This window comes from Sphingomonas bacterium (assembly GCF_028292945.1).
Lineage (GTDB): Bacteria > Pseudomonadota > Alphaproteobacteria > Sphingomonadales > Sphingomonadaceae > Sphingomonas.
In genome coordinates this window covers 1-11,902 of sequence record NZ_JAQGLJ010000025.1, presented here as the reverse complement: position 1 = coordinate 11,902, position 11,902 = coordinate 1, and the positions used below count along the sequence as shown (strand labels likewise).

Sequence of the window (11,902 nt, the reverse complement as noted above, 5' to 3'; positions counted from 1 at the left end):
TGTGGCGATGAGCACCCTCGCCAGACCCGTCGCCGAACTCACCCTGCGCGGCATCCTGCTCGGCGGGCTGATCACCCTCCTGTTCACCGCCGCCAACGTCTATCTGGGGCTGAAGGTCGGGCTGACCTTCGCCACCTCCATCCCCGCCGCCGTCATCTCGATGGCCATTCTGCGCTACCTGCCCGGCGCGACGATCCTGGAGAACAACATCGTCCAGACGGTCGCGTCGGCGGCGGGGACGCTGGCGGCGATCATCTTCGTGCTGCCGGGGCTGGTGATGGTGGGCTGGTGGAGCGGCTTTCCGTTCGTCACCACGGCCGCGATCACGGCGACGGGCGGCTTGCTCGGCGTGATGTTCTCCGTGCCGCTGCGGCGCGCGCTCGTCGTCGCCGGCGATCTTCCCTATCCGGAGGGTCACGCCGCCGCCGCCGTGCTCAAGATCGGCGAGGGTAGCCGCGAGGGCGAGGCGGAAAGTGCTGCGGGGCTCAAGGTGATCGTCGTCAACGCACTGGTCGCCGCCGGCTTTGCGATCCTGACCAAGACCCGGCTCGCGGCCGAGGAAGCGTCGAGCTTCTTCCGCCTCGGCGACGGTGCATCGATGGTGTCCGGCACCTTGTCGTTCGCGTTGGTCGGCGTCGGGCACCTGGTCGGGCTGTCGGTCGGGCTGGCCATGCTCGCAGGGCTGATCATCAGTTACGGCATCGCGCTGCCGCTACTGACCGCCGCCGCGCCCGCCGCCGGCGAGGTATCGGCGTGGGTGACCGGCGTGTTCCGCAGCGACGTGCGCTTCATGGGCGCGGGCGTGATCGGGGTCGCGGCGCTGTGGACGCTGGTGAAGATCGCCGGCCCGGTGATCGGCGGGGTCGCCTCCTCCATCGCCGCATCCCGCGCGCGTGACGGCGAGGAAGTGCCGCTGGAGGAGCGCGACCTGCCCTTCCCCGTCATCGCGGGCGGATCGCTGGTGATCCTTCTGCCGGTTGCGTGGCTGCTCTGGTCGACGCTGGTGGGAGGACCGCTGGAGGGGTCCGCGCCGCTGCTGGTCGCCGGCGCGCTCGTCTTCGTCGTCGTGATCGGCCTCGTGATCGCCGCGGTGTGCGGCTACATGGCGGGGCTGATCGGCGCGTCGAATTCGCCCGTGTCGGGAATCGGCATCCTCGCGGTGCTCGCGGCCGGGCTGATGCTGGTGGGCCTGTTCGGTCGGGATCAGCCGCCCGCGACCACGGACGCGCTGGTCGCCTATGCGCTGATCGTCACCGGCATCGTGTTCGGCGTCGCCACCATCTCCAACGACAATCTGCAGGACCTGAAGACCGGCCAACTCGTCGGCGCGACGCCGTGGAAGCAGCAGGTGGCGCTGTGCATCGGCGTGCTGTTCGGCTCGGTGGTGGTGCCGCCCGTGCTGCAGCTGATGGTCACCTCCTTCGGCTTTGCCGGCATGCCCGGCGCAGGGCCGAACGCGCTCGCGGCCCCGCAGGCGGCGCTGATCTCCGCGCTGGCCAAGGGCGTGCTGGGCGGTGATCTCAACTGGACCATGATCGGCTATGGCGCGGCTGTAGGCGTAGCCGTGGTGCTGGCCGACGAGCTGCTCGGCCGCGCTGGCAAGCTCCGCCTGCCGCCGCTGGGCGTAGGGCTCGGCATCTACCTGCCGATGGCGGTCACCCTGCCGGTCGTCGTCGGGGCGGTGATCGGCACGGCGTACGAAGGCTGGGCCAGGCGCCAGCGCGATCCCGGCTACGCGCACCGCATGGGCGTGCTGACCGCGACGGGGATGATCGTCGGCGATTCCCTGTGGGGCGTGATCTTCGCCGGCATCGTCTATTCGACCGGCAGCGACGCGCCGCTGGCGCTGATCGGCCCTGAGTTCGAGACCGGCGGGCTGTTCGTCGGCCTGGCGCTGTTCGGCGCGCTGCTCGCGTGGCTTTATCGCCGCACGCGGCTGGCCGTACGCGGATAGCTACTGATTGAAGTAACCTGCGCCAGAGTATTCCGACCAGCTCGTGCTTCGGACACGCCGCACGTGAGCGACCTGCCTCACGCCCTTGACCGGCTTCACCTTGCGGACACCCTTGGCCGGCTTGACCTGCCTGACCGGCTTGACCGGGCCGCCGGTAGCATCCTGCGAGAACAGAGCGGGCCTGTTTACACGATCGTACAACCACCCATTTTCGTGCCATCCCAGCAGGCGACCACGAAAAGAATAGATCTGATCGTTATGAAAATATCCGACCGGCTCTCCTGACCACAGATATATGGTTTCGCCGTCCGGTGAATAACACGTCGCTATGCCGTGGCGATCGAAGAACTCCATAGGCGCCAAACACGCTTACCTGCGCTTGCGGTCAACGAACGTTTGATCCGTTTCGGAGGCGATGACCCCGCGCCGCCTTACCTCATGGCGTCGACCAGATCCTTGATCGGCACGAACGCGAAGCCGATCGAGCTGTCGGCGATGCCATAGGGCAGGAACAGGTGGTCGCCGTGGCGGATCGCGCCGCAGGAATAGACGACGTTGGGGACATAGCCCTCGCGGTCCTGATCCTTGGCGGCGAGGATCGGCTCGACCGTCCGGCCCAGCACCTTGGACGGATCGTTCTTGTCGAGCAGTGCTGCACCGATCGAATATTTGCGCATCGCGCCGACGCCGTGAGTCAGCAGCAGCCAGCCCTCGTCCAGCTCTATCGGCGGCCCGCAATTGCCGATCTGCACCAGCTCCCAGCCGAACTTGGGCGTCAGGATCTTCGCGCCGTCCTCCCAATGGTCGAGCTTGTCGGACTTGAGCAGGAACAGGTTCTCGCCGTCCGACCGGCCGATCATCATATACTCGCCGCCCACCTTGCGCGGGAACAGCGCCATGCCCTTGTTGCGCGCCGCCCCGCCGGTCATCGGCACCAGATCGAACGCGCGGAAGTCGCGCGTGCGCATCAGCTCCGACTGGATGACGGAGCCATTATACGCGGTGTAGGTTCCGATCCACTCGGCCGTGCCGTCGTCATGAACGAAGCGGACGAGGCGCAGGTCTTCCAGCCCCTTGGACTGCGCCTGCGTGATCGGGAAGATGACGGTCCCGGACAGCGTGCTGTCGCGATGCCGGTGCACCGTCACCGCGCCCTGCGGCATCTCTCCCTCGACGGTGTCAATGGTGTCGGTCGCGGTCGCGAACGGTGGCTCGGGCGCGAGCTTCAGCTTGCCGTCGCTGGTGATGATGCCCTCGCGGAAGGCGACGGACGAGATGTGTCCCTCGCCCACCGCGCGCATCGACATCAGGATGCGCTGCGACCCCGCCGGCATCCCCGACTGGTCGAAATGCGGCACCGCGCTGGGGTTCATCAGCGCGGCGGCGGCATAGCTGTATTCGTGACAGAAATACGCGCCGATCAGCTGGCGCTTCTCGTCGCCGATCTCTTCGCCCTTGAGGTCGAGCATGTCCTCGATCTGATCGTAGCGCGTCATGAACACGCGCCGGGTCTGCCAGTGCCGCGCCTCGAAATCCTTGAGCACAGTTTCCAGCTGGTTGCGCGCTTCCTGAGGGCTCATGCGCAGCACCTCGCCGACCAGCCGCTCGGTCCGGCTGGGCGGGCCGCCGTGACCGCCCCAGGCGATATGGAACGGCCGCACCACGACCCGCGACGGATCGGCATGCAGACGCATGTCGTGATAACTGAGATCGATCAAGAACGCCTCGCCTGCCGTCACACCACCGGCCACCAGCGAGACGAGGCTACGCTGCGGCGTTGACGGGTTCTGGCACGTTCGTGCGCGCCTTTCCAAGCCCTGAAATTGCGCAGGAGGCGAGTTGCAGCGCCAAAATCGACTCCGCGCCCTGATTGCGGTTCAATCCGGTCGGCATCAGCCCGTCGAAGCAGCCGCCGTCGTCGCTCGACGCGAGCGGCAGGTCGAGATCGTTCGACCCCAGGAACCAGCCATAAGCGCGCTGCGCCTCTGCCACCCAATGTCGGTCGCCCGTCGCGCGGAACGCCTCGACACAGGCGTCCACCGTCGCCTGCGCCTCCAGCGGCTGCTGATCGAACTTCAGCGGCTCGGCATAGGGCCGATGGAAGCTCTCGGTCCCGACCGCACGGAATCGGCCTTCGGGCGAGGTCTGCTTGTCGCAAATCCATTGCAGCGTCGCCACCCCGCACGCGATCAGCTCCGGACGGTCGAGGGCGCGCCCGGCCGCGATCAGCCCCTGGGGCAGACGAGCATTGTCATAGGCGAGCACGATCTCGAACCACTGCCACTCCGGCCGCCGCGTTTCCTCCAGCATCGCCATGTGCGCGTCGGGGAAACGCCGCAGGATCGACAGCGACAGCTCATGTCCCGGCCGCGCCTCAAGCATCGCCGCGGCGCCCAGCATCGCGAACGCCTGCGCACGCAGCGATTGCAGGTCCAGCGCCAGGCTCGCGGTCTCGTCGAACAACAACGTCGCCCAGTCGCGATGCTTTACCTCGCGGGCGTCGCGCGCGGTCACCCCCAACGCCCACAAGGTGCGACCGTTCGAATCCTCGGACCCGACGTCCTCGCACCAGGTCCGGTCGAAGCGCATGAAATTGCGATAGCGTCGCGCGTCGGCGTTCCAGGCATATTGCAGGAACGAGGCGTAGATCGTCGTCCATTTGTCGCGCCAGACAGGGTCGGCGTCGGGCACCGCCATCATCAACATCAGCGCGCGGGCATTGTCGTCGATGCAATAGCCATGGCGCCGGTCCGGCACCGAATAGATCGAGTGCTGCAGCATGCCCGTCGCGTCGCTCATCCGCTCGACCGCCGCCATGTCGGGACGCAGCGGCTTGGGCGGCGTGACGCGCGCGGCCAGCCGACGCGGCCGGCTGGCGACCGCGTCGCGCGTCGCGCTCAGCGTCGCCTCGGCGAGCCGCGGCCATGTCATCGTCCGCCCGCGCGCATAGGCACGCTCGGACAGCGCGCGGCGGCCCGCATCATCGGACAACAGCCGTTCGATTTCGGCCGCAAAGCCTGCGACATCGTCGAACGGGACCAGGACGCCATGGTCGTCGTCCAGGATCTCGCTGGCATGGACATAGGGGGTGGAGACCACCGCCTTGCCCACACCCACGGCGTAGGCGAGCGTCCCGCTCGTGATCTGCGCCGGGTTCTTGTACGGCGTGCAATACAGGTCGGCGGCCTGAAGATAATCGAGCAGCCGGTCGTAAAGGACGAACTCGTCGATGAAGGCGACGTGGTCGGCGACCCCGCGCTCGTCGGCCAGCGCCTTGAGCCGGTCGCGATACGCCTCGCCCTCGTGGGCCACCAGATTGGGATGCGTCGCGCCGAGCACGACGTAGAGCAGGTCCGGGTGACGCTCCGCCACGGCGGGCAGCGCCTCGATGACCGTCTCGATGCCCTTGCCCGGCGACAGCAGGCCAAAGGTCAGTACGACCTTGCGGCCATCCCAGCCGAACCGACCCTTCAGCGTGTCGGGCTCGGCGAGCGCGCGGTCGGGCACGCCATGCGGAATCATCACGATCTGATGCGGGTTGGCACCATAGATGCGCGTCAGCAGGTCACGCGCGCGCTCCGCCATCACCACGACCCGCGCGGCGCGGCGCAGCAGGCCTTCCATCACCCGACGCTGATCGACATTCGGCTCTTCGAGCACCGTGTGCAGCGTGACGACCACCGGCGCGGTGGTGCGGTCGAGCAGCGTCAGGATGTGCTCGCCCGCCGGCCCGCCGAAGATGCCGTATTCGTGCTGGAGCCATATCGCCGACGCGCCACTGGCCTCGATCTGCCGCGCGGCGGCAAGATAGGCTGACAGGTCCTGGTCGGGAATCGCGCAGGTAACTTCGGGCGGATAGGCGTAGCGGCCCGGATGATCGTCCATCGCATAAACATCGATGGCGATATCCGGGAAACGCGCGCGCATCGCCTCGAACACATCGGTGGTGAAGGTCGCCAATCCGCACTGGCGCGGCAGGAAGTTGCCGATCAGCGCTAGCTTGCTGATTTCACCCGTCGCCTGCGCCATGTTCAGCCCCTTAGCCTCCCCGATCGTCAACCTTGCTCGATGATGAACGACTCCATTATCAGATGGTTGCACGGATGCTGCATTGCAACACCGTTGCCCGTGGCTAACCGCGCCCGCGATAGGGCTGCACGCCTTGGTCCGGCAGCCACAGCTCGGCCGGCGGCAGACCTGACTGCCAGAACACATCGATGGGAATGCCGCCGCGCGGATACCAATAGCCGCCGATCCGCAGCCAGACCGGCTTCATCTCCTTTACGAGCCGCTCGCCGATGCCAACGGTGCAGTCCTCGTGGAACGCGGCATGGTTGCGGAACGCCCCCAGGAACAGCTTGAGCGACTTGGATTCGACGATCGTCTCCGCGGGCACGTAATCGATGACGAGGTGGGCGAAATCCGGCTGCGCCGTCACCGGGCACAGCGACGTGAACTCCGGCACGGCGAAGCGAACCAGATACGTCCGGCCGGGGCGCGGGTTGGGCACATAGTCGAGCACGGCATCGGCCGGTGATGCAGGTAATCGACTGGCCTGACCGAGGTGGAGGGGCATGTTGGCGTCCGTCATGCCGTCTTATTTAGCGGGTGCAGCACCGAATAAGAAGCGACGCCGATGACCGTCCTCGTCCCCGTGCCAGGCGATCGGCTCTCGCCGCCATCAGCTCGCTCGCCGGTGCCGACCAGGTCAAGACGGTCGTGCTGATGGTGATGCGCAGGCTCAAGCCGACACTTTCTTGGCCCACGCGCTTACCGATTCGGCTGGCGCGAGTTCATGCGCGGCATCTACTGGCGCGAGGGGCCGGATTACGTCCACCGCAACTTACTTGGTCACACGCGCAACCTGCCGGGCTGGTACGGGACCGCCGACACCGACATGCACTGCCAGCGCGAGGCGCTGGGCCAAACGCTCGCCACGGCCCACGCCCACCACCTCGTACATCAACCGCATGTCCGAACTCGGCGGCAACCCGCGCCTCACCATGCCCTATCGCAACTGGGGGCGCTGGTCGGCGAACGCGCAACCGGAAACCCGCGCGCAGGCGGCGGCGTTCCTCGACAACCTCGACGCCGGCGGTCCCGGCGGCTACTGACCACCCGACAAGGAGAAGCGCGATGGATGCCCTGGTGACGACCGAGTGGCTGGCGGGCGAGCTGGGCGCGAGCGATCTGCGCGTGGTGGACGCGACCTATGTCGACGGGTCGCTCGGGCGCGACCCAGCCGCTGAATATGAGCAGGGGCACATCCCCGGCGCGGTGTTCATGAACCTGGGCGAGCTGCGCGACACCGACAGCGACCTGCCGATGATGCTGCCGACGCCGGAGAAGTTCGCCAGCCGCATGCAGAGCCTCGGGCTGGGCGATGGCAGCCGCATCGTGCTGTACGACGATTCGCCCTGGCGGACCTCGGCACGCGCATGGTGGATGCTGCGCACCTTTGGCGCACACGATGTGGCGATCCTCGACGGCGGCCTCGCGAAGTGGAGGGCCGAGAACCGCAACTTAGCACAGGGCAAGGAGCAGCTCCGCCACCGTCACTTCACCGTCTGGGCCGACCAGAAGGGCGTGCGCTCGCTCGATCAGATGAAGGCGCTGCTGGAGAGCGGGGACGAACAGATCCTCGACGCCCGCTCCGCCGCGCGCTTCACCGGCGAGGAACCCGATCCGCGCCCGGCGACCCACGCCGGCCACATGCCGGGCGCGAAGAACCTGCCCTATACCGGCATCCTCAACGACGATGGGACGTACAAGCAGGGTGACGCGCTGCGTTCGGCGTTCCAGGCTGCGGGCATCGACCTGGACAAGCCGATCGTCGCGACCTGCGGCTCCGGCGTCACCGGCTCCGTGCTTGCGTTCGGCCTGCACCTGCTCGGCAAGGACGCCGCGCTGTACGACGGCAGCTGGAGCGAATGGGGCGCGGACAAGGGCACGGTGAAGGTGATGGGGGGGGCCTAGCCGTTTTCCGTCATGCTGAACTTGTTTCAGCATCCACGCGCGACGGTATTCACGAGCGGATCGCTTGCGGCGAGTGTCTCGCATGGATGCTGAAACGAGTTCAGCATGACGAGGTAGTTGATGGCAGCGGACAACTCAGACGACCTCTCCCCCGCTACGCGCGTCGTCACCGCCGGCCGCCGCGCGGAGTGGACGGGAGGCATCGTCAACCCGCCCGTCTGGCGCGCCTCCACCATCCTCTACGACGACGTCGCCCACCTGCGCTCGGCTGCCGGCAGGGACTCGCATCACAAGCTCTATTATGGCCGTCGTGGCACGCCGACGCAGTGGGCGCTCGCCGACGCACTGACCGAGCTGGAACCCGGCGCCGAAGCAACCTTCCTCTACCCGTCCGGCGTGGCCGCCATCGCCGCCGCGCTCCTGTCGGTGCTGTCGCCGGGCGACGAGCTGCTGCTGGTCGACACCGCCTATGACCCGACCCGCAGCCTTGCCAACGGTCTGCTCAAGCGCATGGGCATCACCACACGCTACTACGACCCGCTGATAGGGTCCGGCATCGCCGAGTTGATCGGTCCCGCCACGCGGGCGATCCTGCTGGAAAGTCCCGGCAGCCTTACCTTCGAGGTACAGGACGTGCCCGCGATCACCGCCGCCGCCCGGGCGCGGGGGGTGGTGACGCTGCTCGACAACACCTGGGCGACGCCGCTGCTGTTTCCCGCCATCAAGTACGGCATCGACCTGTCGATCCTCGCCTGCACGAAGTACGTCGTCGGCCATTCCGACGCGATGCTCGGCTCGGTCACCGCGACACCAGAGTATTGGGCCAGGCTGCGCGACACCAGTCATCAGATCGGCCAGGTGGCCGCCCCTGACGATTGCTGGCTCGGCAGCCGGGGCTTGCGCACCATGGCCGTTCGCCTCGCGCAGCACGGCCGCAGCGCGCTGGCGATCGCGCACTGGCTGCAAGGCCGGCCCGAGGTCGCGGACGTGCTCCATCCGGCACTTCCTACCTGCCCTGGACACGAGCATTTCCAGCGCGACTTCGCCGGCGCAAGCGGGCTGTTTTCCTTTGTCCTCGACGGCGGCACCGACGCGGCGCGCGTCGCGTTCGTCGATGCACTGCGGCTGTTCGGCATCGGCTACAGCTGGGGCGGCTTCGAAAGCCTGGCGCTGCCCGTCGACCCCGAACGCCATCGCAGCGTCACCCGCAGCGTGCGCGCTGGCCCGATGGTGCGCCTGCAGATCGGTCTGGAAGACCCCGCCGATCTGATCGCCGACCTGACCGCCGGGTTCCACGCATGGAATGGTGCACTGCGGCAGTAAAGCAACAACTCGTCCAGAAAGCGGCGCGGTTGGCATGGAAGTCGTTGCCGAGGCTATGCGGGGATGCCATTTGTAACCCCGCGAAGACGTCGCTCGATCAGAAGCGGCGCGCGCGAGCAGGCGGGGACATCGCTTTATCCGAAAGGGAACCCGATGCGCTTCACCCATCTCCTCTGCGGCAGCCTTGCGCTCGCCGTCGCCTCGCCCGCGTTCGCGCAGGAAACCGTCGGTCCGCCGAACACGCCGACCGATGCCGTGGGCGATACGGCTCCGCCGCCAGCCCTGAAGGTCACCGGGGGCGCGACGCTGACCTCCGACTATCGCTTCCGCGGGCTGACCCAGACCAACGAAGATCCCGCGATCCAGGGCACGGTCAACCTCAACCATGAGTCGGGCTTCTATGTCGGCGTCTGGGGTTCCACGATCGATGGCGGTTCCGATGGGTCCACGCCTGCGCTGACCAACTATGGCGACGTCGAGCTCGACCTGTACGGCGGCTACACCAAGAATTTCGCCAGCGGCGTCGGGGTCGATGTCGGCCTGCTCTATTACTACTATCCGGACGGCGCGAGCGGGCTGAACACGGACTTTTTCGAGCCCTATGCCTCGGTGACCTACACGATCGGTCCGGTCGCGACCAAGGCGGGCGTCGCCTATGCCTGGGGCGGGCAGGACGGGCTCGATTTCACGGGCGGCAAGGATGACAACATCTACGCCTTCTTGGACGGCAGCATCGGCGTTCCGTCGACCCCGCTCACGCTGAAGGCGCATGTCGGCTATTCGAACGGTTCGCTCGGCCTCGCCAATCCGACGCCGCTCGACGACGATTACTACGACTGGTCGCTGACCGCCGAACTGGTCCACGGGCCGTTCAAGGCGGGTGTCAGCTATGTCGACACCGACATCACCGGCCGCAACGTGGCGGGCATCGGCAAGTTCGCCAAGCAGCTCGGTCGCGACGCGACCGTGCTGGGATATGTCGGCTTCAGCTTCTGAGTCCCTCAACCCTCTCCCGCAAGCGGGAGAGGGGACAGACGGCGAAGCAGTCAGGTGAGGGCACGACGCGGGTTCAAGGTAAGTGCGCTCGGGCCGTGCCAGGCCCTCACCCTAGCGCTGACGCGCCTGTCCCTCTCCCGCAAGCGGGAGAGGGGTGAAGATGCGACATGATTACTGCGGCGTAGCAGGCACAGGCGTCGCCACCGCTCCCGTCGCGCTCGCCCGCGCATCCTGCCCGTCGCCCTCGGGTGCGGCAACGATATCCCGCGTCGTCGACCCCTTGTCGACCACCACCGTGCGCGCGTCGACCGAGGAGCGGATGCCCGGCTCGGCCGCGTCACGACCCACCGAGCTGATCACGCCCGTCTCCAGCGCGCTGCGCGGCGCCGACCCGCCGAACAGCGCGTCCAGCGCCTGTTGCGAGGGGTTGTTGTCCTGCGGCCGCGCGGCACCCGGCTGTGGCGGGACCAGTGCGTAATCGGGCGGGATCACCAGCGGCGCCTGACGTGCGACGGCGAATTCATCCGGCCCGGAGCCGAGCCGGCGACCGCCGCAGCCGGCCAGCAGGGCGACACAGGCTACACCCGCCACGAACGTCATGTACTTACGCATGGGAACTCTCCGTTGGGGCGCGCTTGTCACGCCCGAGCAGGGCGCGCACGAGCAGCACGAGCACCCCTATCGTAATCGCCGCGTCGGCGACATTGAAGATCAAAAACGGCCGCCATGCGCCGAAGTGCAGATCGGCATAGTCGATCACGCAGCCCGGATAGGCAACGGGACCGGCAGTCACCTTGCCCAGCACGTCTTCGGGGATCACACGATCCATGATGTTGCCGATCGCACCGCCGAACACCGCACCCAAGGCCAGCCGATCGGTCGCGTTGCGCTCGCGAAACAGCCACACCAACACGGCAGCGGCAATGCCCGAGGTGACGACGGTGAGCGCGACGCGCACCCAGGCGCTGTCGGTGTAGTCGCCCAGCAGCCCCAGCGACACGCCGCAATTGGTTACGAAGGTCAGGTTGAAGAACGACGTCACCACCCGGCTGGCGCTCAGATAATCCAGATCGAGGCCGACGGTGATCCAGTATTTCACCGCCTGATCGACGACGAAGATGATCGCGGCGAGGATCAGCGCCGCGCGCGGGAACGGCTTCACGCGATCACCGTCGCACAGCGACCGCACAGCCCGGTGTCCGCCGTCACATCAGGCAGATGCCGCCAGCAGCGCTCGCACTTGCCATAGTCAGTGCGCGCGACAGCAAGCTCGCCCTCGCCCACGCGCGCGACGATGAACGCCTCCGCCAGCTCGTTCTGCGGCAGCGGTAGCGCGGGAACATGCACCTCCGCCTCCAGGCTCGACCGCACCGTCTTCTCGCGCCGCAACGGCTCGATCGCCTCAGTCACCTGCGCCCGCAAGGCCAGCACATCGCGCCATTTCGCCGCCAGCGCCGCATCGGGATCGTGCAACGGCAGTTCGGGCCATTCGAGCAGATGCACCGACTCATCCTCGGACGGGAACCGAGCCTGCCACACCTCTTCCGCCGTGAACGGCAGCACCGGCGCTGCCCAGCGCACCAGCGCGTGGAACAGCGTGTCGAGCACGGTGCGGTACGCGCGCCGCTTCGGGTCCGCAGACGCGTCGCAATA

Annotated in this window: 11 protein-coding genes and 1 pseudogene; 5 read left to right on the top strand and 7 right to left on the bottom strand. The window is 67.3% G+C overall.

Annotated features, from left to right (window positions below):
* Positions 1-7 precede the first annotated feature (7 nt).
* Entirely contained in the window at positions 8-1,954 is a 1,947-nt protein-coding gene (locus JWN21_RS03295) for an OPT family oligopeptide transporter (protein ID WP_299646194.1), read from the top strand.
* On the opposite strand, the gene JWN21_RS03290 is transcribed toward JWN21_RS03295, so the two are convergent.
* The 4 genes from JWN21_RS03290 to queF form a co-directional block, all read right to left on the bottom strand.
* A complete protein-coding gene (locus JWN21_RS03290; protein ID WP_299646192.1) occupies positions 1,955-2,308 on the bottom strand; it encodes a 4-fold beta flower protein in 354 nt (117 codons plus the stop codon). It lies immediately after the preceding gene.
* 77 nt (positions 2,309-2,385) lie between these two features.
* On the bottom strand, positions 2,386-3,672 hold the full coding sequence (locus JWN21_RS03285; protein ID WP_299646190.1) for a glycoside hydrolase family 130 protein: 1,287 nt from the start codon (positions 3,670-3,672) through the stop codon (positions 2,386-2,388).
* A gap of 46 nt (positions 3,673-3,718) precedes the next feature.
* A complete protein-coding gene (locus JWN21_RS03280; protein ID WP_299646188.1) occupies positions 3,719-5,983 on the bottom strand; it encodes a glycosyltransferase family 4 protein in 2,265 nt (754 codons plus the stop codon).
* Between the two features lie 103 nt (positions 5,984-6,086).
* Positions 6,087-6,545: a preQ(1) synthase gene (gene queF, locus JWN21_RS03275; protein WP_299646186.1), complete on the bottom strand. Its 459-nt coding sequence runs from the start codon at positions 6,543-6,545 to the stop codon at positions 6,087-6,089.
* A gap of 189 nt (positions 6,546-6,734) precedes the next feature.
* Between queF and JWN21_RS03270 the strand changes: the two are divergent.
* The 4 genes and pseudogenes from JWN21_RS03270 to JWN21_RS03255 all read left to right on the top strand — a co-directional run.
* Positions 6,735-7,068, top strand: a pseudogene (locus JWN21_RS03270) (hypothetical protein); the annotation flags it as partial.
* A 22-nt stretch (positions 7,069-7,090) separates the two neighbouring features.
* Positions 7,091-7,930 carry a 3-mercaptopyruvate sulfurtransferase gene (gene sseA / locus JWN21_RS03265; protein WP_299646185.1) on the top strand — a complete coding sequence of 280 codons (840 nt, stop codon included), beginning with the start codon at positions 7,091-7,093 and terminating at the stop codon, positions 7,928-7,930.
* Positions 7,931-8,050: 120 nt separating this feature from the next.
* Positions 8,051-9,253, top strand: a complete 1,203-nt coding sequence (metC, locus tag JWN21_RS03260; RefSeq protein WP_299646182.1) for a cystathionine beta-lyase — start codon at positions 8,051-8,053, stop codon at positions 9,251-9,253.
* A gap of 153 nt (positions 9,254-9,406) precedes the next feature.
* Complete coding sequence (locus tag JWN21_RS03255) at positions 9,407-10,249, top strand: TorF family putative porin (RefSeq protein WP_299646181.1); 843 nt, start codon at positions 9,407-9,409, stop codon at positions 10,247-10,249.
* Between the two features lie 171 nt (positions 10,250-10,420).
* On the opposite strand, the gene JWN21_RS03250 is transcribed toward JWN21_RS03255, so the two are convergent.
* The 3 genes from JWN21_RS03250 to JWN21_RS03240 all read right to left on the bottom strand — a co-directional run.
* Positions 10,421-10,861, bottom strand: coding sequence for a DUF3035 domain-containing protein (locus JWN21_RS03250; RefSeq protein WP_299646179.1), 441 nt, complete (start codon positions 10,859-10,861; stop codon positions 10,421-10,423).
* On the bottom strand, positions 10,854-11,411 hold the full coding sequence (locus JWN21_RS03245; RefSeq protein ID WP_299646176.1) for a signal peptidase II: 558 nt from the start codon (positions 11,409-11,411) through the stop codon (positions 10,854-10,856). Before JWN21_RS03245 ends, JWN21_RS03250 begins: the two co-directional genes overlap by 8 nt.
* A partial coding sequence (locus tag JWN21_RS03240; RefSeq protein ID WP_299646174.1) for a class I tRNA ligase family protein occupies positions 11,408-11,902 on the bottom strand: 495 nt, incomplete at its 5' end. The genes JWN21_RS03240 and JWN21_RS03245, both read right to left, overlap by 4 nt.

Bases quoted from the DNA above. Each gene is read 5' to 3' on its own strand.
- JWN21_RS03295 (WP_299646194.1), top strand. From the start codon at position 8: ATGAGCACCCTCGCCAGACCCGTCGCCGAACTCACCCTGCGCGGCATC.
- JWN21_RS03290 (WP_299646192.1), bottom strand. From the start codon at position 2,308: ATGGAGTTCTTCGATCGCCACGGCATAGCGACGTGTTATTCACCGGAC.
- JWN21_RS03280 (WP_299646188.1), bottom strand. From the start codon at position 5,983: ATGGCGCAGGCGACGGGTGAAATCAGCAAGCTAGCGCTGATCGGCAAC.
- queF (WP_299646186.1), bottom strand. From the start codon at position 6,545: ATGACGGACGCCAACATGCCCCTCCACCTCGGTCAGGCCAGTCGATTA.
- sseA (WP_299646185.1), top strand. From the start codon at position 7,091: ATGGATGCCCTGGTGACGACCGAGTGGCTGGCGGGCGAGCTGGGCGCG.
- metC (WP_299646182.1), top strand. From the start codon at position 8,051: ATGGCAGCGGACAACTCAGACGACCTCTCCCCCGCTACGCGCGTCGTC.
- JWN21_RS03255 (WP_299646181.1), top strand. From the start codon at position 9,407: ATGCGCTTCACCCATCTCCTCTGCGGCAGCCTTGCGCTCGCCGTCGCC.
- JWN21_RS03250 (WP_299646179.1), bottom strand. From the start codon at position 10,861: ATGCGTAAGTACATGACGTTCGTGGCGGGTGTAGCCTGTGTCGCCCTG.